The 24,220-nt window shown below is 73.8% G+C and carries 20 protein-coding genes; 8 read left to right on the plus strand and 12 right to left on the minus strand.

The annotated features are described in order from the left end of the window. Positions 1-45: 45 nt before the first annotated feature. From HUT12_RS28665 to HUT12_RS28675, 3 genes are read right to left on the minus strand one after another with little or no spacing between them, the layout of a single operon-like run. Positions 46-1,521, minus strand: coding sequence for an aminotransferase class V-fold PLP-dependent enzyme (locus tag HUT12_RS28665; RefSeq protein ID WP_176095257.1), 1,476 nt, complete (start codon positions 1,519-1,521; stop codon positions 46-48). After that, the gene (locus HUT12_RS28670) at positions 1,518-2,987 is read right to left on the minus strand and encodes an MFS transporter (protein ID WP_176095258.1); all 1,470 of its coding nucleotides are present in this window, start codon (positions 2,985-2,987) and stop codon (positions 1,518-1,520) included. The genes HUT12_RS28665 and HUT12_RS28670 overlap by 4 nt, the downstream gene beginning before the upstream one ends. Before the next feature lie 32 nt (positions 2,988-3,019). Continuing rightward, positions 3,020-3,334: an MGMT family protein gene (locus HUT12_RS28675; protein ID WP_176095259.1), complete on the minus strand. Its 315-nt coding sequence runs from the start codon at positions 3,332-3,334 to the stop codon at positions 3,020-3,022. A 61-nt stretch (positions 3,335-3,395) separates the two neighbouring features. Here HUT12_RS28675 and proB point away from each other — a divergent pair, with 61 nt between their 5' ends. Further along, complete coding sequence (gene proB, locus HUT12_RS28680; protein WP_176095260.1) at positions 3,396-4,505, plus strand: glutamate 5-kinase; 1,110 nt, start codon at positions 3,396-3,398, stop codon at positions 4,503-4,505. 94 nt (positions 4,506-4,599) lie between these two features. Next, entirely contained in the window at positions 4,600-5,844 is a 1,245-nt protein-coding gene (locus HUT12_RS28685; protein WP_176095261.1) for a glutamate-5-semialdehyde dehydrogenase, read from the plus strand. 112 nt (positions 5,845-5,956) lie between these two features. On the opposite strand, the gene HUT12_RS28690 is transcribed toward HUT12_RS28685, so the two are convergent. The 6 genes from HUT12_RS28690 to HUT12_RS28715 form a co-directional block, all read right to left on the minus strand. After that, entirely contained in the window at positions 5,957-6,787 is an 831-nt protein-coding gene (locus tag HUT12_RS28690; RefSeq protein ID WP_254876980.1) for a prenyltransferase/squalene oxidase repeat-containing protein, read from the minus strand. Positions 6,788-6,976: 189 nt separating this feature from the next. After that, entirely contained in the window at positions 6,977-8,158 is a 1,182-nt protein-coding gene (moeZ, locus tag HUT12_RS28695; protein WP_131056131.1) for an adenylyltransferase/sulfurtransferase MoeZ, read from the minus strand. Positions 8,159-8,291: 133 nt separating this feature from the next. Further along, positions 8,292-9,116 carry a DUF3152 domain-containing protein gene (locus tag HUT12_RS28700; RefSeq protein ID WP_176095263.1) on the minus strand — a complete coding sequence of 275 codons (825 nt, stop codon included), beginning with the start codon at positions 9,114-9,116 and terminating at the stop codon, positions 8,292-8,294. A gap of 60 nt (positions 9,117-9,176) precedes the next feature. Then, a complete protein-coding gene (locus HUT12_RS28705) occupies positions 9,177-9,992 on the minus strand; it encodes a DUF3152 domain-containing protein (RefSeq protein ID WP_176095264.1) in 816 nt (271 codons plus the stop codon). 96 nt (positions 9,993-10,088) lie between these two features. Continuing rightward, positions 10,089-11,051, minus strand: a complete 963-nt coding sequence (locus HUT12_RS28710; RefSeq protein WP_176095265.1) for an alpha/beta fold hydrolase — start codon at positions 11,049-11,051, stop codon at positions 10,089-10,091. Positions 11,052-11,074: 23 nt separating this feature from the next. Then, positions 11,075-13,921 carry a hypothetical protein gene (locus tag HUT12_RS28715; protein WP_176095266.1) on the minus strand — a complete coding sequence of 949 codons (2,847 nt, stop codon included), beginning with the start codon at positions 13,919-13,921 and terminating at the stop codon, positions 11,075-11,077. 145 nt (positions 13,922-14,066) lie between these two features. Between HUT12_RS28715 and HUT12_RS28720 the strand changes: the two genes are divergently transcribed. Together HUT12_RS28720 and HUT12_RS28725 are read left to right on the plus strand one after the other, a co-directional pair. Beyond that, complete coding sequence (locus HUT12_RS28720) at positions 14,067-14,705, plus strand: TetR/AcrR family transcriptional regulator (RefSeq protein ID WP_131056701.1); 639 nt, start codon at positions 14,067-14,069, stop codon at positions 14,703-14,705. A 63-nt stretch (positions 14,706-14,768) separates the two neighbouring features. Then, complete coding sequence (locus tag HUT12_RS28725) at positions 14,769-14,999, plus strand: DUF3107 domain-containing protein (RefSeq protein ID WP_131056703.1); 231 nt, start codon at positions 14,769-14,771, stop codon at positions 14,997-14,999. A 3-nt stretch (positions 15,000-15,002) separates the two neighbouring features. Here the strand turns inward: HUT12_RS28725 and HUT12_RS28730 are convergent, their stop codons facing one another. Then, the gene (locus HUT12_RS28730) at positions 15,003-15,656 is read right to left on the minus strand and encodes a ferritin-like fold-containing protein (protein WP_176095267.1); all 654 of its coding nucleotides are present in this window, start codon (positions 15,654-15,656) and stop codon (positions 15,003-15,005) included. A gap of 357 nt (positions 15,657-16,013) precedes the next feature. On the opposite strand from HUT12_RS28730, the gene HUT12_RS28735 reads away from it, so the two are divergent. From HUT12_RS28735 to HUT12_RS28745, 3 genes are all read left to right on the plus strand, one after another. Next, entirely contained in the window at positions 16,014-17,759 is a 1,746-nt protein-coding gene (locus HUT12_RS28735; RefSeq protein WP_176095268.1) for a DEAD/DEAH box helicase, read from the plus strand. A gap of 168 nt (positions 17,760-17,927) precedes the next feature. Then, the gene (locus HUT12_RS28740) at positions 17,928-19,082 is read left to right on the plus strand and encodes an SAM-dependent methyltransferase (protein WP_176095269.1); all 1,155 of its coding nucleotides are present in this window, start codon (positions 17,928-17,930) and stop codon (positions 19,080-19,082) included. Positions 19,083-19,200: 118 nt separating this feature from the next. After that, the gene (locus tag HUT12_RS28745; protein WP_176095270.1) at positions 19,201-19,617 is read left to right on the plus strand and encodes a helix-turn-helix domain-containing protein; all 417 of its coding nucleotides are present in this window, start codon (positions 19,201-19,203) and stop codon (positions 19,615-19,617) included. Position 19,618: 1 nt separating this feature from the next. Here the strand turns inward: HUT12_RS28745 and HUT12_RS28750 are convergent, their stop codons facing one another. Together HUT12_RS28750 and HUT12_RS28755 are read right to left on the minus strand one after the other, a co-directional pair. Continuing rightward, positions 19,619-20,620 (minus strand): hypothetical protein, encoded by a 1,002-nt coding sequence (locus tag HUT12_RS28750; RefSeq protein ID WP_254876981.1) that lies wholly within the window; start codon positions 20,618-20,620, stop codon positions 19,619-19,621. A 133-nt stretch (positions 20,621-20,753) separates the two neighbouring features. Continuing rightward, the gene (locus tag HUT12_RS28755) at positions 20,754-22,913 is read right to left on the minus strand and encodes a RecQ family ATP-dependent DNA helicase (RefSeq protein ID WP_176095271.1); all 2,160 of its coding nucleotides are present in this window, start codon (positions 22,911-22,913) and stop codon (positions 20,754-20,756) included. Between the two features lie 349 nt (positions 22,914-23,262). Here HUT12_RS28755 and HUT12_RS28760 point away from each other — a divergent pair, with 349 nt between their 5' ends. After that, a complete protein-coding gene (locus HUT12_RS28760; RefSeq protein WP_176095272.1) occupies positions 23,263-24,051 on the plus strand; it encodes a hypothetical protein in 789 nt (262 codons plus the stop codon). The last annotated feature ends 169 nt before the right edge of the window (positions 24,052-24,220 follow it).

Below are 24,220 nucleotides of genomic sequence, written 5' to 3' on the forward strand. Positions count from 1 at the left end.
TAACGCCTCGTGTATATGAAGGGCCCCCTCCTAACAAGAAAGCGCTCAGAACGACGGGCGTTGCAGCAGACTCACGAACTCCACCAGGAGGCGCTCCCGCAGCGCGGGTGGGGCGGCGTCCAGGAGAGTGTTCACCGGTGCCATCCGGTCCGGCAGTCCACCGCCACCACCGAGGCCCAGTCCGGCGGCCAGCCCGGCGACCAGGTCGGCGGTGAGCGCCTCCGGGGTGAGCGCCCCGGCCAACGCGAGCAGGTCCGGCGGCAACGCGACCGGGCCGGCCGCCTCGGCCGCCGCGACCGCCTCGGCCAGGTCGGCGCCGAACTCCGCCGCCGTCGGCGCGACCGCCGCGGTCACCGTCAGGTGCACGCTGCACGGCATACCGGCGTACGCGAGCTGGGGCTGGGTGTGCCAACCCCGCGCGGCCAACTCGTCGACCAGGACGAACAGGTCGGGGCCGGACTCGGTGGCGGTGAAGCAGACCACGGTCGACTCGGGCTCGGCGACCAGCCGCAGCCCGTCGACGCCGCGCACCGCGTCGGCCAGTACCCGTACCGCCTCCCGGGTCCGGCGGGCCAGCTCCAGGTAACCGTCGTCGCCGAGATGGCGAAGGGTGGCGTACGCGGCGGCGATCGGACCACCGGACCGGGTGGAGGAGATCACCGGGTTGACCATCGTGTACCCGGGCCAGTCGGCGTACGCGAAGTACTGCGGTGCGCGCAGCCCGGCATCACGGTGCAGCAGCACCGAGACGCCCTTCGGCGCGTAGGCGTACTTGTGCAGGTCCACCGAGATCGAGGTGACCCCGGTGACGGCGAAGTCGAACGCGGGCAGGTCGGCGCCGAGGCGACGCAGGTAGGGCAGGGTCCAGCCGCCGAAGCAGGCGTCCACGTGGCAGCGCACCCCGGCGGCGGCGGCCGTCTCGGCGATCTCTGCCACCGGGTCCACCACGCCGTGCGCGTACGAGGGGGCGGAGCAGACCACCAGCACGGTCTCCTGCGTGATCGCGGCGGCCACGTCGGCGACCGAGGGGCGGAGCGTGTCGGGGTCGACCGGCACCGTGTCGAGCGCCACCCGCAGGTAGTGGGCGGCCTTGGCGAACGCGGCGTGGGCACTGGCCGGCACCACGATCCGGGGTGCGGTGATCTCGGGCCGGGCGTCGCGGGCCGCCTTGACGGCCAGGATCAGCGACTCGGTGCCGCCACTGGTGACACTGCCGACCACCTCCGGCGCGCTCGTGCCGGGCCCGCCGCCGAGGACCCGCGCCGCCGCGCCGACCAGCGCGTTCTCCATCGTCAGCAGCGAGGGGAAGGCGGTCGGGTCGAGCCCGTTGACGTGTGCGCTCTCGGCGTACGCCGCCGCCGCCAACTCGTCCAGCCCGGCGACCGCCGCGTCGTACACGTACGCGAACAGTCGCCCGCCGTGCGTCGGCCGGTCGGCCTCCCGCAGCCTGCGGACCTCCGCCAACACCTGTTCCGCCGGTACGCCGTGTGCCGGCAGTGCCGACCCGCTCTCGTCGATCATGGAGTAGTGGTGCCCTTTCCGTGGCTTTCAACAGCATTCGTCCCGGCGACAACTCCATGATCGACGCCGGAGACACGGGGGGCGTCGGGAGCGTCGGGGAGGGGGGAGGCGTGGGGGGTGAGGGTGGCCAGGAGGGTGGGGGTCAGGTCGTAGGGGCGGAGCAGGAGGGTGGCCAGGCCGATCAGCAGGGCCGGGAGGAGGGTGAAGCCGAGCAGGACGCCCAGGCGGGCGGTGTCCGACTGGACCGCGGCGGTGCCGGTGGTGGAGGAGACGTAGCCGGTGAGCGCGAGCACCAGACCGAAGACGCCCGGACCGAGGGCCAGGCCGAAGGTCTCGCCGGCCGTCCAGAGGCCGGTGAAGACGCCCGCCTGCCGCCGGCCGGTGCGCGCCGTGTCGTACGCGATGCAGTCCGGGAGCATGGCCAGCGCGAACACCTGCTGACCGGCGTACCCGACGCCCAGCGCCGCCACCAGCAGATAGACCACGACGGCGGGCAGCACCGGCGCGGCGACCAGGGCCAGCCCACCGGCGGAGAGGATCAGCGACGCGGCCACCAGGGCGGCCAGTTTGCCCAGCCGGGCACCCACCCGCGACCACAGCGGCATCACCACCAGCGCCGGTCCGACGAAGCAGAGGAACAGCAGGGTCGGACCGGTCGTCGGGTCGCGCAGGATCTGGTCGGCGAAGTACTGCACCCCGGCGAGGATCGTGGCCACCCCGGCGGACTGGACCACGAAGCAGAGCAGCAGCGCCCGGAACGGCCGGTTCCGACCGGCGACGGTGAGCTGGGCACGCAGGCTCGGCTCGCTCTCCCCGACCGAGCCCTGCGGGGCCGACCGGGTGCCGAGGAACGCGCCGACGGCACCGACCGCGATCAGGGCGGCCACGAAGACGCCCATCCAGCGGTGCCCCGGCACGCCACCGCCGGCGGCGTCGCGGACCAGCGGGGCCACCGCACCGGCGACCAGGATGGCCAGCGCCAACACCGCGATCCGCCAGGTCATCATCCGGGTACGTTCGGCGTAGTCGTCGGTCAGCTCGGCCGGCATCGCCACGTACGGCACCTGGAAGAAGGCGAACGCGGTGGCCGTCGCCAGGAAGGCGATCGCCACGTACGCCCCGGCGGCCGGTCCGGCGCCGAACGGCGCGGCGAAGATCGACCCGAACAGCACGGCCAACGCCAACCCACCGACGAGCAGGTACGGCCGGCGGGCACCCCACCTCGACCGGGTCCGGTCGGAGATCCGCCCGGCGACCGGGTTGACCAGCACGTCCCACGCCTTCGGCAAGAGCACCAGCAGGGCCGCCACTCCGGCGGCCACCCCGAGCGTGTCGGTCAGGTACGGCAACAGCAGCAGCCCCGGCACGGTGCCGAAGGCTCCCGTGGCCAGCGAACCGAGCGCGTACCCGGCGTGCACCTTGCGCGGCAACCCGGCCGCCCCTGCTCCACCCGGCGACGCGTTCATGGCGCCGAATGTTACTCACGTTATGGCGCGGGTCACATCCCCTCTCCGGGCTGCCACTGCGCCGCCCGCATGTCGACCCGGCCCGCGCGCAGCGGCGTACCCTCGCTGAGCCACCGCGCCCGCGCCTCGGCGGCGAGGCGTGGTGGCATCGTGCCGGTGGCGTTGACCACGCGGTGCCAGCCGACGGCCCCACCGTGCCGCGCCATGATCGATCCGATGAGTCGGGCGGACGCCCGTCCGGAGCGCTCGGCGAGCGCGTCGGCCACCCCGCCGTACGACATCACCCGGCCCGGCGGTATCCGGTCGACGAGCTCCAGCACCGCCTCGACGTACTCGTCTGGTGTCACAAGCGGCCAGACTATGGGAAGGCCGCCGGGCCGTACCGCGCCGACCACGCAGAATAGGCGGGTGCGTGACGCGGTAACGGCGGCCCGGCGGGTCGTTGTCAAGATCGGTTCCTCCTCGTTGACCACCGCCACCGGCGGTCTGGACGACGGGCGGGTGGACGCGTTGGTCGACGCCCTCGGGACACGGATGGCCGACGGACGTGAGGTCGTGCTGGTCTCCTCCGGCGCGATCGCCGCCGGCCTGGCCCCGCTCGGGCTCTCCCGGCGACCACGGGACCTGGCCACCCAGCAGGCCGCCGCGAGCGTCGGTCAGGGCCTGCTGATCAGGCGGTACGCTGCCGCCTTCGCCCGGCACGACCGGACCGTCGGGCAGGTGCTGCTCACCGTCGACGACGTGACCCGCCGGGCGCACTACCGCAACGCGTACCGCACCCTGCGCAAGCTGTTGGATCTGCGGGCGGTGCCGATCGTCAACGAGAACGACACGGTCGCCACCGAGGAGATCCGGTTCGGCGACAACGACCGGCTGGCCGCGCTGGTGGCCGCGCTCGTCGACGCCGACCTGCTGGTGCTCCTCTCCGACGTCGACGCGCTCTGGACCGGCAACCCGTCACGTCCCGGTGCCCGCCGGATCGCCGAGGTACGCGACGAGTCGGACCTGGTCGGAGTCGACGTCGGCGGTGCCGGGCGGGCCGGTGTCGGCACCGGTGGCATGGTGACCAAGGTCGAGGCGGCCCGGATCGCCACCGGATTCGGCATCCCGGTGGTGCTGACCTCCGCGCCGCAGGCGGTCGCGGCGCTGGCCGGTGAGCCGGTCGGCACCTTCTTCCATCCCAGTGTCAGCCGCCCGGCCGCGCGGCTGTTCTGGCTGGCGCACGCCACCGCGCCCCGGGGACGGCTGCACCTCGACCCCGGCGCGGTCGCCGCGGTGGTGGGCCGCCGCAAGTCGCTGCTGCCGGCCGGGATCACCGCCGTGGACGGGGCGTTCACCGCCGGCGACCCGGTCGACCTGGTCGACACCTCCGGCGCGCCGGTCGCCCGGGGACTGGTCAACTACGACGCGGTCGAGCTGCCCGGCCTGCTCGGGCGGTCCACCTCGGATCTTGCCGCAGCGCTCGGTCCGGCGTACGAACGGGAGGTCGTCCACCGCGACGACCTGGTGTTGCTGTGAGCGGACGATCCGCCGGCTTGAAGTGATTGCAGGGGGCCCTTCCTATGCACGAGGCGTTAACAGGGGGCCCTTCCTTACATCGAAGGAGCGTGTCATGAGCGTGAGCGAGCAGGCCCGGCGGGCGCGTACGGCGGCGGAGGCGCTGGCCGTGGCGACACGTACGGCCAAGGACGCGGCGCTGCACGCGATGGCCGACGCGCTGGTGGCGCGTACGCCGGAGATCCTCACCGCGAACGAGGCGGACCTGGCGGCCGGGCGGGAGGCCGGGCTGAGCGCGGCCGTGCTGGACCGGCTCGCCCTCAGCGAGACCCGGGTGGCCGGCATCGCCGACGCGCTGCGCCAGATGGCCGGGCTGCCCGACCCGGTGGGTGAGGTGGTACGCGGCTCGACCCTGCCCAACGGGCTGGAGCTACGGCAGATCCGGGTGCCGTTCGGCGTGGTCGGGATCATCTACGAGGCGCGGCCGAACGTGACCGTGGACGCCGCCGGCATCTGCCTGAAGTCGGGCAACGCGGCGCTGCTGCGCGGTTCCTCGTCGGCCGCGCACTCCAACGCGGCGCTGGTGACGGTGCTGCGGGACGCCATCGACGGTGCCGGGCTGCCCGCCGACACGGTGCAGTTGCTCGACGCCACCTCACGCGACTCGGTCAAGGAGCTGATGCGGGCCCGGGGGCTGGTGGACGTGCTCATCCCGCGCGGCGGCGCGTCACTGATCCGCACCGTGGTCGAGGAGTCGACGGTGCCGGTGATCGAGACCGGGGTGGGCAACTGCCACGTCTACGTGGACGCCGCCGCCGACCCGGTCAAGGCCGTCTCGATCACCCTCAACGCGAAGACGCAGCGACTGTCCACCTGCAACACCGCCGAGTCGCTGCTGGTGCACCGGAACGTGGCGGACGCCGTACTGCCTCCGATGCTGACGGCGTTCGCCGAGGCCGGGGTGACGGTGCACGGCGACGCCCGGACGGCGGCGTACTCGGACGCGGTGGTGGCCGCCACCGACGAGGACTTCGCCACCGAGTACCTCTCGGCCGACATCTCGGTGGCCGTGGTCGACTCGCTCGACGCGGCGGTGGCGCACATCCGGCGGTACGGCAGCGGCCACACCGAGGCGATCGTCACCGACTCCCAGTCGGCCGCCCGGGAGTTCGTGGCCCGGGTGGACGCGGCGGCCGTGATGGTGAACGCGTCGACCCGGTTCACCGACGGCGGCGAGTTCGGCTTCGGTGCCGAGATCGGCATCTCCACCCAGAAGCTGCACGCTCGTGGCCCGATGGGCCTGCCGGAGCTGACCAGCACGAAGTACGTGGTCACCGGGGACGGTCACCTGCGGAGCTGAGCGGCAGGCGCCCGATCCCGGTGGCAACGACTGGCCCTGGTGGCACCGGGATCGGCCCTGGTGGCACCGCACGGACCGTGGCGTCGACCGGGAGACGGTGGCATCGGCCGGATCAGCGGAAGGCGCGGATCACCGCAAGGGTGGCGTGCACGTCGAACTGGTGGCCGTCGTCGCTGCTCCAGCCGCCGTCGCTGCGTTGCGTCTCGGTGAGCCGGCGACGGGCCGCCACCATCGTCCACTCCTGTTCGTCGACCTCGACGCGGCGCAGGGTCGAGGCGAGCCAGGCGGCGTCGGCCGGAGACGCCTCCGGCATCCGCTCGGCGAGCAACGCCTTGATCCGTGCCGATTCGTAGAACAACTGCTGCCGGTGCAGGACAGCCGCACTCAGCCAGCCGGCGGCCAGGAAGGACGGCCAGCTGCCGTCGGGGCGCAGGTGGGCGGCGAGCGCCTGCCCGGCGGCGTGCACCACCCCGGCGTACGCGCCGCCGACCCGGTGGTCCAGCGGCCCGGCGGCGCGGGCGTCCAACCCGGCCACTGTGAGCCAGAAGGCGGCGTTGGCGGTCAGGTAGAGCCGCGCCTCCGGGCTGCCCGGCCGGGCCCACTCCGGGGCGGTCTCGGCCAGCGCCGGATCCTCCTCCCAGCAGCCGTCGCGCTGTTGGGAGGCGGCGAGCCAGTCGAGTGCGCGACGCGCGGCCGGGCGACCCAACGCCCCGAGGTCGTCCAGTTCGGCGAGACGGAAGCAGGTCGCGTCGACCGAGGCGACCGGGTCGCCCCAGGAGGCGGGCCAGCCGCCGCCCGAGGTCTGGCCGACCTCGGCACTGTCCAGCGTCTCCGGTTGCGGCGGCGTGCCGGTGCGCAGCCAGGAGAGACGGGCACGTTCGACCGTGTCCCCGTGAGCCACCACGAATCCGATCGCGGCGTCGATATCGACCACGGCGGTCACGCTACCGGCGGGAACATGATCCCGCCTCGGTACAACGGGCAGGTGGGACCGGCCGTCGGCCGGGTGGCGCGCGGGCCGTCGGCCGGGTGGCGCGCGGGCCGTCGGCCGGGTGGCGCGCGGGCCGTCGGCCGGATGTTAGGAGGGGTCCCCTGCTATACCTGAGGCGTTAGCAGGGGACCCCTCCTTACATCAGTACGCGGGCAGGGAGGGATCGATCTGCTTGATCCAGGAGAGCACGCCGCCCTGGACGTGCACAGCATCCCGGAAGCCGGCCGCCTTGAGCGCGGCGAGCGCCTCGGCGGAGCGGACACCGGACTTGCAGTGCAGCACGATCTGCCGGTCCTGCGGGAGCTTGGCGAGCGCCTCGCCGGAGAGGATCTCCCCCTTGGGGATCAGCGTCGCGCCGGGGATGCGGACGATCTCGTACTCGGCCGGCTCCCGCACGTCGACCAGGAAGATGTCCTTGCCGGCGTCCTGCCACTCCTTGAGCTCGGCGGCGGTGATGGTCGCGTCGACGACCGCCTCCTGGGCCTCCTCGGAGACCGCGCCGCAGAAGTCCTCGTAGTCCTCCATCAGGTCGGTCAGGGTGGCGTTCTCGCCGCAGAGCACGCAGTTCGGGTCCTTGCGAACCTTGATCTTGCGGTAGCTCATCTCCAGGGCGTCGTAGACCATCAGCCGGCCGACCAGCGGCTCACCGATGCCGGCGAGCAGCTTGATCGCCTCGTTGACCTGGATCGAGCCGATCGAGGCGCAGAGCACACCGAGCACGCCGCCCTCGGCGCAGGAGGGGACCATGCCGGGCGGCGGGGGCTCCGGGTAGAGGCAGCGGTAGCAGGGGCCGTGCTCGGCCCAGAACACCGACGCCTGGCCGTCGAACCGGTAGATCGACCCCCAGACGTACGGCTTGCCGAGCAGCACCGCCGCGTCGTTGACCATGTACCGGGTGGCGAAGTTGTCCGTCCCGTCCACGATCAGGTCGTACTGGGAGAAGATGTCCCGGACGTTGTCCCGGTCCAGCGCGGTGTTGTGGATCTCGACGTTGACCAGCGGGTTGATCTCGCGGATGCTCGCCGCGGCGGACTCGGCCTTGGATCGGCCGATGTCGGAGACCCCGTGGATGATCTGCCGCTGCAGGTTGGACTCGTCGACGGTGTCGAAGTCGATGATGCCGAGCGTGCCGACACCGGCGGCAGCCAGGTACATCAGCGCGGGCGAGCCGAGACCACCGGCGCCCACACAGAGCACCCGGGCGTTCTTCAGCCGCTTCTGCCCGGTGACTCCCACGTCGGGGATGATCAGGTGACGGGAGTAGCGGCGGATCTCGTCTACGGTCAGCTCGGCGGCAGGCTCGACGAGCGGGGGCAACGACACGGTGGACTCCCCGGGATCGATGTGGCGGTCAACCGAGCCATTGTTGCTCGCCGGCCCACCCGCCGACCATGAGCAGCGACACGTCGCCCGGCATGCGGGAGCGGGAATATCCCGGACCGGGTGACGGCCGGGGTCAGGTGGCCGGGTCGCCGACGTACCGCAGGCCGTCCAGGTACGGCCAGGCGTACGCCAGGCAGCCGTCCAGGCCGTACGTCTGCTGCTGCATCACCGGCGCCGGTCGGCCCGCGCCGGGGCACGTCTGGTGCCCCTCCCCGAACTCGTGGCCCACCTCGTGGTTGATCACGTAGGCCCGGTACACCGCCAGCGGCGCACCGTAGCCGGGTACCGCCTCCGCCCAGCGCGCCAGGTTGATGATCACCTTCCCGGGTAGCCGGCACGAGGTGTAGCCCTCGGTGCTCAGACCGCCGGTCGCGCACATCGCCTCGGAGGTGGCCGGCGTGGCCAGATAGAGAGTGAAGTCGGCGTACTCCGGGTCGTCGATCCGGCGGACCCGCAGGTCCCCCGAGCCGATCCAGCTCCGCGGATCACCGAGCACCGCGTCGACCTCGGCGGCGAAGGCGTCCGGGTCCTGCCCGGTGCCCTGCTCGACGGCCACCCGGTAGTGCACGACCCGGCCGTCCAGGCCGCGCACCGGGGACGCACCGCCGGCCACCGCGAAGCTGCCCGCACCGACCATCGGGTACGCCGGTCCCGATGGCGCGGTCGCCGTGTCGTCGTACGCCCGACCGGCCGGTGCCGCGCCGGTCGATCGTTCCTCGGCCGGTGCGATGCGCAGCACGAGGGTGACCGTCAGCGCCAGCGCCACCGAGAGGGTCACGACCAGCCGGCGTCGACGCCGACGGACCGCCGGACGCTGCCCCGGCGGCGGCTCCTCCGGCCGGGACTCCGGCGGATCGTCCGGCAGCCCGGGGCTGCCGTTGAGGGGCGAGGACGGCATATGCCCATCGTCGCACTCTAATCGGGCATATCAGAGCATTACCGCACGGTCGGTCCGCCTCTACAGCGGCGGGCCGGCGTACCGCTTCCCGTCCAGGTACGGCCACGGGTTGGCCACGCACCCCTTGAGGAAGATGGTCTGCTGCATCATCACCGGGGCCGGCTCACCCCGCCCCGGACAGCGCTCGTGCCGGTGGCCCAGCTCGTGCCCGACCTCGTGGTTGACCACGTACGTGCGGTAGACCGACAGCGGCACCTCGGCCTCGACGTAGTGCGGCACCGACTGCCGCCACCGGTCCAGGTTGATGATCACTTTCCCGGGGGCCCGGCACGAGGTGTACGGGCGGCCGCCGATCCGGATGTCGACCCCACCGGCCGCACACATCCGCCCCGCCGTGGTGGCGGTGGCCAGATAGACGGTGAAGTCGTACCGGGACGCGGTCTCCACCTGCCGCAACCGCAGCTTCCCGCTGTCCACCCAGCTTCCCGGCCCGGCCAGCGCCGTGTGGACCGCCAGGGCGAACTCGCCCGTGTCCACGCCCGCGCCGGACTCGACCGCCACCCGGTACCGCCGCACGTCGCCGGCCGTACCCAGCACCGGACCGGTCCGCTCGTCGTAGTCGAAGCGACCCGGCCCGGACGACGGGACCGGCCCGGACTCCCGCAGCACCGGCTCGGGCGACGGGACCACCGCCGACGGCGACGGTGACACGGGCGACGGCGAGACCGAGGGCGGCACCGGCGGTGGGGACGCCACCGCCGCCACCTCGTCGGCGGAACCGACCGGGGTCCGGGTCACACCGGTCACCAGCGCCGCCCCCGCCCCGAGCGCCACCACCAGCACGGCCAGCCGGCGCACCACGGCACGCCGCGACATGGTGGTCGTGGCCGGTCCCGGTGACCGGGTGTGCCGACCGACGGAGCCAGACCGCCCACGACCACCAGGACTACGCATTCGGGTCATCCTGCCAGGTCAGCTCTCCCGGGCGCACTCCGCCGACTCGGTCAGAAGCCCGACCACGGCTCGCGCCACCAGGCGCGGCACCTCCAACTGCGCGACGTGCCCGACGCCGTCGAGCATCAGCAGCCGACTGTCCGGGATGACCCGAGCGGTCTGCGGTGCCACGCGGACGTCGACCAGGCGGTCCTGCCGACCGCCCACCACCAGCGTGCGGGCCCGCACCGCCCCGGCCATCCGCCACAGCGACCCCGACCCCGGCAGGTACGACCGTAGGAAGCTGGAGACGATCCCCCGGAACGTCCGGACGTACGCGGCGGCGTAGTGGCTTTCCTCGTACCGCACCCGGACCTCCTCCACCGCCTCCTGCCGGCGCTGTTCGGAGATCCGGCTGATGTCGGCCACGCACGCCTCCATCGACTGCTGCGCCATCACCTCCGGCGCGAGTTGGGCCAGCCGCCAGGCGGCCAGTTGCTCGGCGCGGGGTATCGCCAACAGTGGCAGCATCCGGCCCTGCAACGACCGCCGGAAGTCGAGGAACGGCAGGGCCGGCGACACCAGGGTCAGCGTCCGCACCAGATCCGGCCGCAGCGCGGCCACGCGGACCGAGACCGCCCCGCCCAGCGAGTTGCCGAACAGGTGCACCGGGCCCCGGTCGGAGTGCTCGATCCAGCGGATCACCCGGTCCGCGAAGGACGGCAACGTGTAGCGCAGGCCCGGCTCACTGCGCCCGAACCCCGGCAGGTCGATCGCCTGACCGTCGAGGCGGTCGGCGAGCAGGCCGGCCAGGTCCGTCCAGTTCTGCGAGGACCCGCCCAGGCCGTGCACGTACAGCGCCGGCTCCGCGTCCGGGCCGGTGGCCGGCGTCTCCCGGACATAGGTCACCGTGCCGTCCAGGCGTACCTGCCGGCCCGGCCAGGGCGGCGGCATCGAGGGGGCGGGCAACAACCGATCGGGCCAGAGGGTGGCAGGCTTCACCACTCCAGTCTGCCCCGAACGGGTCAGGCCAGCAGAGCCTCCAGCCGCCGGTTGACCGCGGCCAGGCTGGCGCGGACCACCGCCTGCCGGGGGTCGCCGGCCACCAGCGCCGACCCGGCCAACTGCTCGACCCATCCGTCGCAGACCAACAGCACCACGACGGTGGCCACCTCGCAGTTGCCGAACGGCACCACGGCGGCGTGCTCCACGAAACAGCGTCCCCGCTCGGCGGTGGGGTCGGCGCCGCGCAGCAGCTCGTCGATGGCGGCCGCGGCGGCCACCGCGCAGAGCCGCAGCACGTACCCGTCGACGGCCGGGCCGGTGGCGTACCCGGCGGCACTCTGGTCCCCGGCGAGCAGGCGCACCTCGACGGTCGCGTCGAGACCGAACGTGCTGACCTGGACGTGGTCGAGCACCACCCGGGGACCGGGCACCCCGCCGGTGTCCAACGGCCGGGACGGCGCGGACTCGGTCGTGGTGAGCTGCCCACCCGAGTAGGAGGAGCCGAGTGTCGCCGGGCTGCCGGTCGGGCCGGGTTCCTCGACGACGGCCCGTCCCCGGGGCGGGGCGGGCGTCGGGCGTCGGCGGCGGGCGGGCTCCGGCTCGGTGCGGGACGGTGGGGCCTCCGTCCGCGCTACCGCCGGGCGGGACGGTGGGGCCTCGGTCCGGACCCCCGCCGGGCGGGCCGCCGGACGTCGGGGCTCGACGGGCGGACGTGACTCGCCGCCGTCGCGGGGGTCGGTGGAGCGGCGGCGCACCGGCACGGCCGGTGGTCCCGGCGCTTCGCTCGGCGCGGCGGCCAGCCCCATCCGCTCCTGGAGCAGGCGGGCGACGTGCCGGCTCACCTCGGCCGGGTCGGCACCGTCGGAGAGGTCCAGACGCAGGCTGTGGGCACCGGCCGGGGTACGCCGCAGGGCCGCGTCGCGTACTCCCTCCACGCCCCGCACCGCGTCGAGGATCGCGTTGACGTCGAAGCCCTCGGGCCGCTCACGCAGCGGTGCCGGTTCGTCGTCGCGACGCAGATGGGTGGCGATCCGGGCGAGTTCCGGGGTTTCGGCGGGTGGGTCCACGGCTGGCGGCTCCGGCACGACGGGCACGTCCGGCTCGGCGGGGACGCGCTGCGGCAACACCGCCGAGGTGCCGTCCGGCGACCGCTCGCCGGGCGTTTCGGGATCGGGAGCTGATCGGCGGGCCGCGTAGGGGGCCGCGCTCGTCGGGACGGGCGCGGACGGGGTGCGTTCACGGTGCGTGGGCACGTCGGAAGCCCGGACGCCGGATGCCTGCTCGGTCGGAGCCGGAGTGGCGGGCGGGCAGGGCGAGGCGGGCGGCGGGGCGGTCGGCCCCGGATCGCTGGGCACCGGTCGGAGCCGGAACGGCCGGTAGGCCGGGCCGCCGCCGGAGGCGTTCGCGGCCTCGGTGGCCGGCGGCCTGGGCGGCTCGGGCGGGGTCGTCTCGCGCGCTCCGGCCGGTGATGCGCTGGCGGGCGGTGCGCTGGCCGGGTCACGTGCCCAGGGCAGGCGGTCGTCGGCGGGCGGCGGGCCGCCGACACGCATCCCCCAGGGCAGGCCCTCCTCGGTACGCGCGCCCCACGGCAGGCCCTCGTCGGCCGGAGCCGCGCTGACCGGACGGGTTCGCCAGGAGGCGCGCTCGTCGGCGGGAACCCCGCTGACCGGGGACGACGACCAGGCCGGCCGCTCGTCGGCGGGCGCGCCACTGACCGGGGACGACGACCAGTGGGGCCGCTCGTCGGCCGCCCACGCGGGCCGGTCCCGCGTCGGTGGCGCGGCGGTCGGTTCGGTGGACTCCCGTGCGGGGCGCTCGTCGACCGGTGGCGCACTGGTCGGCGCGGCGGCCCACGAGGGCCGGTCGGTGGACCCGGGCGGTCCGGCCGGGGTACGCGGCCCGGACGCCTCCGGCCGGGTCGGCTCGTACGGCCGGGGCCGCTCGACCGGCACCGGCTGGTAGGGGCGGGTCGGCTCCACCCGGACCGGCTCGTACGGTCGGCTCGGTTCGCTGGACCAGCCCTGCCCCGAGGTCTCCCGCCCGCGTCGGCCGCTCTCGTCCTCGCCGCGCGCCCAGGACGGCGCCCAGTCACTCGGCGGGCCGGAGCGGGCCCAGTTCGGCTGCTCGTCCTCCGGCGGGTCTGCCTCCGCCGACCAGCCAGCACGCCGGTCGGCACTCGGCGGAGGCCATCCACCGCCCTGGTCGGCGGCGTAACCGTGGTCGCCGGACGGACCGGCAGCGGGGTGGGACGGACCGGTCGGCTCGGCCGGGTACGGCTCGTCCCAGCCGCGCGACCGGCCGGCGGACGGATCGTCCCCGTGGCGCTCGGCGGTGGGCGCATGCACGCCGGGCGGCATCTCGAAGCCGGAGGCGGCGGTGCCGACGGGCGGCACCTGCACGGCCGGCGGCGCCGAGGTGGGCAGGCCGGCGGTCGAGGTCACCGGCTGCTCGCCGGCGGGGGTGGGACGTGGCGCCGGCACCACCATCCGGTCGTGACCGGCGTCACGGCCCGACTCACGCAGGCCGGGCGGGGCACTGACCGGGGTGTGTCGACCGGCCGACGACTCGTCCTCGGGGTGTACGCCGTTGACGTGGTGTCCGTTCGTGCGCGTCGCGCGTTCCGGCTCCGACTGGTCACCGGCGGGAGCGGGCAGGTCGGCGTAGCGTGGTGAGGCGGTCGCCCAACCGGAGGGCGGCTCGGGGTGACGCCGGGGCGCGCCGAGGTCGCGGGAACCTTCCGCCCCCCACGACCAGTCGGCCGCCGACGGTGCCCACCCGTTGCCGGAACGGGCCAGGTCATCCCACTGACCCGTCCCGTCGCCGTGCTCTCCCGGGGTGGCGGCACCGGGTTGCCCTGCTTCACTCACCGCGCGCTCCTTGGTCGCCCCCGCTGAGGCTACCGTGTGGCGACAGTGGCGATAAGTTACAGCGGCGGGCCAATTCCGCGCGGGGCCATGGCGGCCCTGAGCGGTTCGGGCGAAATGCGGCCCGTCTACAGACTCGGAGGTTCCCATGACCGCTGTGGGGAACGGCGCCCAGACCACCGGCAGGCCGACCCGCCTGCCCCGTTCGGCACGCCGCAAGCAGCTGCTCGCCGCTGCTCAGGAGGTATTCGTCGCGCAGGGTTACCACGCCGCGGCCATGGACGACATCGCCGAGCGGGCCGGCGTCTCCAAGCCCGTGCTGTACCAGCACTTCCCGGGCAAGATGGAGCTGTATCTCGCCCTGCTCGACACGCACTGTGACGCAATCGTCGCCAAGGTGCACGACGCGATGGCGAGCACCGCCGACAACAAGGAGCGGGTCAGCGCGTCCGTACGGGCGTACTTCGACTTCGTCGACCACGAGAGCGAGGCGTTCCGCCTGGTCTTCGAGTCGGACCTGCGTAACGACCCGGCCGTGCGGGAGCGCGTGGAGCGGGTCGAGCAGGGCTGCATCGCGGCGATCACCGACACCATCATCTCGGACACCGGGGTCAGCCGGGCTCATGCGGAGCTGCTCGCCTCCGGCCTGGTCGGCGCCGCCGAGACCGCGGCACAGTTCTGGCTGGCCCGCGGGCGGCAGGTACCCAAGGCCGAGGCGGAGGCGTTGGTGGCCGCGCTGTCCTGGCGGGGCATCGCGAGCTTCCCGCTGCAAGGTGAGTCAGCCTGAACTCGCACCTTGTGATCGGATAGCCTTCGCACGGCGACCATTTCGCCCGACGGAGGAGGCACAGTGGAGGTCAAGATCGGGGTGCAGTACGCACCGCGCGAGCTGGTCCTGGAGAGCGCACAGTCGCCGGCCGAGATCGAGCAGATCGTGACCGACGCGATGGCCAGGAACGAGGGCGGCACGCTCTCCCTGACCGACGAGAAGGGCCGGCGGGTCATCGTGCCGGTCAGCAAGGTCGCTTACGTCGAGATCGCCGAGGCGTCCCCTCGGGCAGTGGGCTTCACCGTCCGCTGACGATCAGTTGTTGAGGCCGGCGGCGGCCATCCGCGCGGTGTGCGCGGCGGTCAGCCGCCGGAACAATCCGGGTACGTCCGCCTGCCCGTACGCGACGATCAGGGCGGTCAACGTCCCCCGGTCGGCGGCGACCACCCGGCCGGCCTGGGACAGCGCCTCGCCGACCAGTCGCCGGGCCCACATGGACAACCGACCGGCGACCTTCGGGTCCGCCGCGACGGCGTGCCGGATCTCGGCGGCGGCGAACTCCGCGTACCGCGAGTCACGCAGCACGTCCAGGACCAGGCGCCGGTCCGGCTCCCGCAGCGCCTCGGCGATCTCGCGGAGGAAGTCCTCGGTGATCCCGTCACCGACGTACGCCTTGGTGACCGCTTCCGCCCAGTCCCGGGGCTCGGTCGAGTCGTGGTACCCCTGCAACGGCTCGACGTAGGCCGCCATCGCCTCCTCCACCGGCACACCGAGCACCGCCAGCCGGTCGGCCAGCCGCCGGTAGTTGGCGATCTCGGCGGCGGCCATCTCGCTCAACGCGGCCCGACGGCGCAGATCCGGGGCGAACCGGGCATCGGCTGCCAGACGTTCGAAGGCGAGCAGTTCACCGAGGGCCACCAGGCCGAGCAGGTCGGCGACGGCGTGATCGGGCGCGGCGGGGGCGGACACCCGCGCAGGCTACCGCCGTCGGCCGCCCGGGGAGCGCTCGGCGAGGCGTCACCGGGCGGGCTGACCAGGCAGCACCGACCACATGCATGTGATACAGGTCACATTGAAGCCCTCCCGGTGACTCTTGCCGGACTGGAATCGGGACGGCTTCACACCCGTTCAGGTAACATGGACGAGTTGCCGTAGGCGCCGATCCCGACCGGATTCAGATCCAACCCGGTCGACGTCCGACCCACGGCGCGCGTGCGGCCCGGTCCGCCCGGCATCTCTGCCGCCGACCGTGTGGCCCGCGCCAAAACCGAACGCGCCCTGAGGACATGACGGGGCGCACCCACGAGAGGGCACCCCCAAATCCACATGAGTGAGCCGATTCAAGACCTCACAGACGGCCAGGAACTGGCCCCGACCGCCCCGGTCCGACCGGAGGCACCGACCTTCGCCGAGCTCGGCGCGCGCGCCGAGACCGTCGACGCGCTGGCCGCGTCCGGCATCACCCGCGCCTTCGCCATCCAGGAGTACGCGCTGCCGATCGCCCTGCGCGGCGCCGACCTGATCGGGCAGGCGCCGACCGGCACCGGCAAGACCCTCGGCTTCGGCGTACCGCTGCTGGAGCGGGTCTTCGCACCGGGCGAGGGCAGTGACGGCGTGCCGCAGGCACTCGTCGTCGTACCCACCCGTGAACTGGGCATCCAGGTCGCCAAGGACATCGCCGCCGCAGGCCGCACCCGGGGCGTCCGGGTACTCCCGATCTATGGCGGGGTCGCGTACGAGCCGCAGGTCGACGCGCTGCGCAAGGGCGTGGAGATCCTCGTCGGTACGCCGGGCCGCCTGCTCGACCTGGCCAAGCAGAAGCACCTGCGCCTGCACGGCGTACGCGCGCTGGTGCTGGACGAGGCCGACCGGATGCTCGACCTGGGCTTCCTCGACGACGTCGAGCGGATCCTGGCGATGCTCCCGGAGGAGCGGCAGACCATGCTGTTCTCCGCCACCATGCCGGACCCGATCGTGACGCTGTCCCGGCGGTTCCTGCGTCACCCGATCACGATCCACGCCGGGCACACCGCCGAGACCGGCCCGTCCCCGCAGACGGAGCAGCTGGTCTACCGCACCCACTCGATGAACAAGATCGAGATCGTGGCCCGGATCCTCCAGGCGGAGAGCCGTGGCCTGACGATGATCTTCACGCGGACCAAGCGGGCCGCCGACCGGGTCGCCGAGGACCTCGACTTCCGTGGCTTCGCGGTCGCGGCCGTGCACGGCGACCTCGGACAGGGCGCCCGCGAGCGGGCCCTCCGGGCCTTCCGCGCCGGCAAGATCGACACTCTGGTCGCCACCGACGTCGCGGCCCGGGGCATCGACGTCAGCGGCGTCACCCACGTCATCAACTACGACTGCCCCGAGGACCAGGACACCTACACCCACCGGATCGGCCGTACCGGCCGGGCCGGGGCGACCGGTGTGGCGGTGACCTTCGTCGACTGGGACGACATGCCCCGCTGGCGGATCATCGACAAGACGCTCGGGCTGGACATGCCCGAGCCGCAGGAGACCTACCACACCTCCCCGCACCTCTACACCGACCTGCACATCTCGACCGAGGTGACCGGCACGCTGCCGACCGCCGAGCGCACCCGCGCCGGATTGTCCGCCGAGGTCGAGGAGGACCTGGGCGGCGGTCGCGCCCGCCGTGGCGGCGAGCCGCGCGGCGCCGGACGTCGCCAGGGCCGTGGACGCGGCGAGGGCGGACGCGGCGACAGCGGCGGACGCAGCGAGGGCGGACGCGGTGAGGGCCGGGGTCGTGGCGAGGGCCGGAGCCGCGCCGAGAGCGGTCGCGGGCCGGGCGGCGAGGCCGGGCCGGAGTCCGCCGAGGCCGGCGCAGAGCTGTCCGGCGAGGCCGGTGAGGGCACCCGCACGCCGCGCCGCCGTCGGCGCCGCCGCGCCGGCGAGGTCATCGCCGGTGTCGACTCGACCAACTCCGCCGAGACGGGCACCCCCGTCGAGGCCGCCACCGGCACCGAGGGCACCGCCGAGACGCCCCGCCCGCGCCGCCGTCGGCGCCGCCGGGCCACCGCCGGCAGCTCGGCCGAGGCCAGCACCGACTGATCCCGCTCCGTCCACCGGACGGAGCGGCACAGGAGACCACGCAACGGCATCGCGCCGACGACCAGCCCGGTCGTCGGCGCGATGCTGTCACCACCCGCCGCCTCGAACACACAGCACCGCCGCCCCGCCGATGTCGGCATGCCCCGGGCCGGCGTGGAAGATGGAGCGATGCCCGAACCGTTGGACTCCGCCCTGGCCGAGGTCCGCTCGATGCTGCTGGATCCCGCGCTCACCCGGGCCGTGGCCGCCGGTCGTCGGCGCGGCCAACGACCTTCCGTGGTCCGGGCCGAGCTGCGACCGGTCGCGCTCAAGGCCGGCCCGAGGTTGCAGATCTCGACGTCCGACGGCGACCGGCCGTACACCCGCAACGTGACCGCCGGGCCGGAGGCGGACGCGGCGGTCGAGGCGCTGCTGGCCGAGCCCTTCGGCAACTGGCACGTGGAGACCACCGGGGCCACGCTCCAACTGCGGGTCACCAAGTCGGGTGAGGCGCAGGTGCACCGCAGCGCCAGCGACCGCCCGGCCGCCGCTCCGGCCGGACACGACCGGGCCAAGGAGTACCTGCTCGACCCGGGCGACCCGCTCTTCGCCGAGATCGGCGGCTCGGCGGCCAAGCGTCGGCAGGTGGACGCGTTCCTGCGGGCGCTGGCGGCGACGCTGCCCGACGAGCCGGGTCCGCTGCGGGTGGTGGACCTGGGCTGCGGCAACGCGTACCTCAGCTTCGCCGCGTACCGCTACCTGTCCGGGCGCGGGTGGGACGTCGAGCTGGTCGGTGTCGACGTACGCGACGACCAGCGGCACCGCAACACCGCGCTGGCGCAGCGGCTGGGCTGGGCCGACCGGGTCCGCTTCGTGGCCGGCACCATCGCCGACGCGGTCGTCGAACCGGCACCGGACCTGGTGCTCGCCCTGCACGCGTGCGACACGGCCACCGACGAGGCGCTGGCCCGCGCGGTGCGCTGGGAAGCCCGGTGGGTGCTGGCCGCGCCCTGCTGCCACCACGACATCGCCGCGCAGCTCCGCGCCCGTCCGGCACCCGCGCCCTACGAGCTGCTGACCCGGCAGGGGATCCTCCGGGAGCGTTTCGCGGACGTGCTCACCGACGCGGTGCGGGCCGGTCTGTTGCGGCTGCACGGCTACCGGGCCGAGGTGGTCGAGTTCGTCGACTCGGCACACACCCCCCGCAACCTGCTGATCCGGGCACGACGCACCGGCGCCGCACCGACCGACGCCCACCGCGCGGAGTATCGCGAGCTGGTGACGCAGTGGCGGGTCTCACCACGACTGGAGACACTGCTCGCGCCGCTCGCCGAGAAGCGTTGACCCGACTCGACTCCGCCGTCACTGTCGTCTGGTCGATCAGTCAGTTGCGTCCGCAACTTCGCGTACTAGTCTCGAAGAACGCACCGTCGGGTGCCGGTCGGGAGGGCATACCCACCGGATGAGTTCGGCAGAGGTCTCGCCGCAGATGGCGTTCGCGCGCTTCGTGCGCCGCGCCATCGACGACGCCCGGGAGGAACGCGGGTGGACGGTCACCGACCTGGCCGGGCACACCGGCGTCGGGCGCTCGACCGTCTTCCGCTGGTTGGCCGGTGACTGGCAGGACTACCCCGAGTTGGCCAAGGTTCGCGGCTTCTGCGCCGCGCTGGACCTGCCGGTGGCAGCGGCCTTCCGCGCACTCGGCCTGCCCGACGCCGGCCCCGGGCCCTGGCGACGCGGCGACGAGGGCCCGGTCGAGGCCGACGTCCGGGTGATCCTGCAACGGCTGGCGGACCCGGCCGTGCCGGCCGAGGAGAAGCATCACATCCGCGACCTGCTGCGTTACCTCGCCCGCCGACCGATCCGCCGGGCCGGCTGAGCTAGCCGACGGTCACCGTGAACTCGGCGGTACGGACCTGCCCGCCGGTGGCGAAGTCCAGATAGAGGCGGTACCGCCCCGGCCCCGGCGCGGTCAGCCAGAACTGGATCGCACCGTCGACCAACTCCGTCTCGGGGTGCACGTGCAAGTACCCGAGGTCGCCCTCGCGCAACGCGACGAGATGCCCGTACGCGCCGAGGTACCGCTCCAGCGCCGGGGCGGCGCCGTCCGCACCGGCGACCCGGAAACTCAACGGCACCGTCAGCCCGGGTTCGGGGCAGCCCTGGTATCCGACGGTCCACCCGTCGACCATGTCGGTGGTGGCCGGGGCGGGCAGGTCCCGGGGCTGGTACGTGCCGGGGGCGACCAGGTCCACGCCGAGCGTGGTGGCGGTCTGCCGGCCGTCGTCGGCGAGCGCGGTGAAGTCGGCGTACGCCCGCCACAGGCCGGGCTGCGCCAGGGTGAGCGGCACCGACCAGGTGCCGTCCGCCGCCATGGTCGGGTGCAGGTGCTGATAGCCGCTCAGGTCGCGACGCACCACGATGACGTGCATCGGCTTGTCGTGCACGACCGCGAACCGGGTGACCGCGCGGCGCTGCCCGTCCTCGACCCGGAACCGCAGCTCACCTTCGCGGCCGGCGGTGAACTCGACCGACAGCGGGGCGAGCGTGTAGCCGTCCCGGCTGATCGCCAGCCCACCGGCTTCAGCGGCGGCCTCCTGGTCGGCGCCGTGCGAGTGCGCGCCGACGCCGGGTGCGTGACTGTGGTCGGCCAGCGCGCTGTCCCCCGCGCCGCCGAGTGCCGCTGCCGGACCACCGCCGTTGATCCGGCCGAGGCCGAAGCCGAGCAGCACGGCCAGCACCAACCCGCCGACCACCAGGGCCAGCCGCAGCGTGGCCCGGTCCGGCGTCGCGGGGACCGCGTCCGGGTCGCCGCCCGCCGCCGGCCGCTCGGCGACCCGCACCGACCCGAACGCGGGCGCGTCGGGTTCCTGGTCAGCCATGCGCCCACCGTACCGCCGGATGCTGCGGCGCCCCGGCGGGTACGCCCGGTCGTGGCTCCGGTCGCACCCGCGGACCGGTCCCGGTCTGGCCTGGCACGTGGGTGAGGGTGTCCGCCCGGCCGTGTGCCGAGCGTCAGCCGGCGACGGCGAGGGCCAGCGGCAGGACGTCGGGGGCACCGGCGCGGCGCAGTTCCCGCGCCGCCATCGTCATCGTCCAGCCCGAGTCGACCAGGTCGTCGACGAGCAGGACCGGGCCGTCCAGCCCGGTGAGGGCGTCGGCGAGCGGCTCGGGCAGGGTGAGGGCGCCGTGCAGGGTGCGTACCCGCTGGGCGCTGTTGCCACGCGGACCGGCCGGCGGACCGGCCGAGACGACCCGGCCCAGCAGCGGCAGCCGCCCGACGGCGGCGATCCGCTCGGCCAGCGACCCGACCAGCACCGGATGGGTCCGTGAGTCGACCGCGACCACGCCCGCCGGGCGGCGGGGCCACGGGTCGTCGCCGTGCGCCCACGCCTTGAGCACCTCGATGACGGCGGCAGCCAGGTCGTCCGGCAGCGGGCCGTCCGGCGTGCCCGGCCCGACCAGGCCGCGCAGCCGGCCACCCCAGCCGAGGTCGGAGAGCCGGCCCACGGCCCGTCCGGAAAGGGCCTGCTCCGTCGGGGCGATGCGGCCCTTCAGCGGTACGCCGACCGCCTCCAACCCGGTCGGCCAGAGCTTCTTGGGCGCGAGCGGCACGCCGGGGCGACCCAGGAACGTCTGCGCGGTGGTCAGCGCGGCCGGTGACACCTCCGCCGTGAACAGCGGCGCGGCGCACCGGTCACAGCGCCCACAGTCGGCCGCCTCCGCGTCGTCCAGACAGTCCCGCAGGTAGCGCATCCGGCAGTCGGTCGTCGCGGCGTACCCGAGCATGGCCTGTTGCTCGTCGGCGCGGGCGGCGGCGACGCGCCGCAACCGGGGCTCGTCGTAGACCCAGGTTTCGCCGGTGGCGAGCCACCCACCGCGCACCCGGCGGACGGCGCCGTCCACGTCGAGCACCTTGAGCATCAGTTCCAGCCGGGCCCGGCGCAGGTCGACCAGGGGCTCCAGGGCCTGGGTGGAGAGCGGCCGGCCGGTGTGCAGCGCGGCCAGCACGGCGCGGACCTGGTCCTCGGGCGGGAAGGCGAGCGACGCGAAGTACCGCCAGATGGCCTGGTCCTCGACACCGGGCAGCAGCAGCACCTCGGCATGCTCGACCGCGCGGCCGGCACGGCCGACCTGCTGGTAGTAGGCGATCGGCGACGGGGGCGCGCCCAGGTGCACCACGAAGCCGAGGTCCGGCTTGTCGAAGCCCATGCCGAGCGCGCTGGTGGCGACCAACGCCTTGATCTTGTTGTCGAGCAGGTCCTGCTCGGCGGCGCGGCGGTCGGCGTCCTCGGCCTGCCCGGTGTACGCGGCCACCGTCCAGCCCCGCGACCGCAGGAACTCGGCGGTCTCGGTCGCCGACGCCACGGTCAACGTATAGATGATGCCGGAGCCGGGCAGCCGGTCCAGGTGGTCGGCGAGCCAGCCGAGCCGGTGCGCCGGGCTCGGCAGGTCGAGTACGCCCAGCCGCAGCGACTCCCGGTCCAGGCTGCCGCGCAGCACGAGGACGTCCGGTCGCTGCCGCCCCGACGTGACCGCCTCGGTGCCGAGCTGCTCGGCCACGTCCCGCGTCACCCGCTCGTTGGCGGTGGCGGTGGTGGCCAGCACCGGCGTCTGCTCCGGCAGGTTGCCGAGGAAGGTCCGCAACCTCCGGTAGTCCGGCCGGAAGTCGTGCCCCCAGTCCGACACACAGTGCGCCTCGTCGACCACCAACAGGCCGGTGGTGGCGGCCAACCTCGGCAGTACGCCGTCCCGGAAGTCCGGATTGTTGAGCCGCTCCGGGCTGATCAGCAGCACGTCCACCGCACCGGCGTGGATCTCGCCGGTGATCTCGTCCCACTCGTCGAGGTTGGCCGAGTTGATGGTGCGCGCCCGGATACCGGCCCGGGCCGCCGACTCGACCTGGTTACGCATCAACGCCAGCAGCGGCGACACGATCACGGTGGGCCCGGCCGGCTCCCGGCCGTCCACCTCCTGCCGCAGCAGCGCGGTGGCCACGAAGTAGACCGCCGACTTGCCCCAACCGGTGCGCTGCACGCAGAGCACCCGCCGTCGGTCGACCACCAACGCCTCGATCGCCCGCCACTGGTCCTCCCGGAGCCGGGCGTCCTCGCCCGCCAGCCGCCGCAGCACCGCCTCGGCCCGCTGCCGGATCGTCGTCCGTTCCTGGCTCATCCGGCCTTTCTACCAGCACCGTCGGACGACCGGCCCGTCACGGCGTGCGCTCAGCGCGCTCGGCGGGCTCGGCTGCCAGGCGGGCGGCAGGGTGCCCTGCTGCGGTCGGTCCGGTGTTGTCCCCGGCGTCCTTTGCTCTGCTTCAACTGGCGCAACAGAATCCGGGCGTGTTCGGTGCGTGGGGTGAAGCAGAGCAAAGGGCGCACGGTGAGGTGACCGACGGCCCACGAGAGGCGCGGCGGACCGGCGGTGATGTGGGGGTGGGTGGGTGGCCGTACGACGTGGTGGCGGGACGCGGCAGCGGGGCGTCTGGCATACGATTCCGTTCGATCCGCGGAAGAGAGACGAGATGACTCAGCGAACCGGTACCACCGCCACGACCCGGCGCTTCGCGGTCGCGACGATCGCCCTGCTGGCCGCGACCCTGGTGGCCGGCTGCGACGACAAGGACGCCCCGGAGGCGGCCCCGCCACCGCCGGACCCCAAGCAGGAACTGCTGGACGCGGTACCCGGCGACCAGGACCCGGCGTTCCGTTTCACCACCTCCGGCGACGTGTCCGGAGTGGTCGACCCGGCGAACCGGGGCATGGACATCGACACGGTCACCAAGGACAAGGACTTCACCCTGGAGATGTCCTTCCGGATGATCGAGTCACGCACCTGGATGAAGGTCAACTTCAAGGGCGACAAGAACATCCAGAAGCTGATGAAGCTGCCCACCACGTGGATGGAACTGGACCCGACGAAGGTCGACGGGCCGGACTCCCTGCCCACCTACGAGGGCACCGACCCCGGCAACGCCGAGGTGATCATCCAGGCGGCCAGCGACGTCCAGGCCGGTGAGGGCGGGACGTACACCGGCACGGTCGACCTCTCCGCCCAGCCGGACCTGGCGGACGCCCTGGAGGGCGTGGCCAAGCTCAGCGACGCCATCACGCAGATCCCGCTCACCGCCGTGGTGGGGGCGGACGGCAACCTCACCTCGCTCACCCTGGCGATCCCGGCCGACGGGGAGCAGAAGGCGTCGGAGTACGTGGTCGAGTACTTCGACTTCGGCAGCGCCCCCGCGATCGTCGCGTTCACCGAGGACGAGGCAGAGAAGGCGCCCACGGCGGCGTACGACCTGCTCAACGGCTGATCGGTCAGGGGCGGCACGGCGACGGGCCGCCCCTGCCGCCGTACCCTCCCGCTTGTCCCCGGCCAGGCGACGTCAGGTGCGGGACAGGTGACACGGCCCGTCGTGGTCGGCCGCGATTCCCTCGCCACAACTCCATGATCGGCGCGAGGGGCGAGGACAGCGGCCACTG

The organism is Verrucosispora sp. NA02020, from assembly GCF_013364215.1.
Lineage (GTDB): Bacteria > Actinomycetota > Actinomycetes > Mycobacteriales > Micromonosporaceae > Micromonospora.

Excerpts from the sequence above, each read along its gene's own strand:
- HUT12_RS28755 (WP_176095271.1), bottom strand. The coding sequence starts at position 22,913 with ATGAGCCAGGAACGGACGACGATCCGGCAGCGGGCCGAGGCGGTGCTG.
- HUT12_RS28735 (WP_176095268.1), top strand. The coding sequence starts at position 16,014 with ATGAGTGAGCCGATTCAAGACCTCACAGACGGCCAGGAACTGGCCCCG.
- HUT12_RS28700 (WP_176095263.1), bottom strand. The coding sequence starts at position 9,116 with ATGCCGTCCTCGCCCCTCAACGGCAGCCCCGGGCTGCCGGACGATCCG.
- HUT12_RS28685 (WP_176095261.1), top strand. The coding sequence starts at position 4,600 with ATGAGCGTGAGCGAGCAGGCCCGGCGGGCGCGTACGGCGGCGGAGGCG.
- HUT12_RS28705 (WP_176095264.1), bottom strand. The coding sequence starts at position 9,992 with ATGTCGCGGCGTGCCGTGGTGCGCCGGCTGGCCGTGCTGGTGGTGGCG.
- HUT12_RS28750 (WP_254876981.1), bottom strand. The coding sequence starts at position 20,620 with ATGGCTGACCAGGAACCCGACGCGCCCGCGTTCGGGTCGGTGCGGGTC.
- HUT12_RS28665 (WP_176095257.1), bottom strand. The coding sequence starts at position 1,521 with ATGATCGACGAGAGCGGGTCGGCACTGCCGGCACACGGCGTACCGGCG.
- HUT12_RS28740 (WP_176095269.1), top strand. The coding sequence starts at position 17,928 with ATGCCCGAACCGTTGGACTCCGCCCTGGCCGAGGTCCGCTCGATGCTG.
- HUT12_RS28760 (WP_176095272.1), top strand. The coding sequence starts at position 23,263 with ATGACTCAGCGAACCGGTACCACCGCCACGACCCGGCGCTTCGCGGTC.
- HUT12_RS28745 (WP_176095270.1), top strand. The coding sequence starts at position 19,201 with ATGAGTTCGGCAGAGGTCTCGCCGCAGATGGCGTTCGCGCGCTTCGTG.
- HUT12_RS28720 (WP_131056701.1), top strand. The coding sequence starts at position 14,067 with ATGACCGCTGTGGGGAACGGCGCCCAGACCACCGGCAGGCCGACCCGC.
- HUT12_RS28670 (WP_176095258.1), bottom strand. The coding sequence starts at position 2,987 with ATGAACGCGTCGCCGGGTGGAGCAGGGGCGGCCGGGTTGCCGCGCAAG.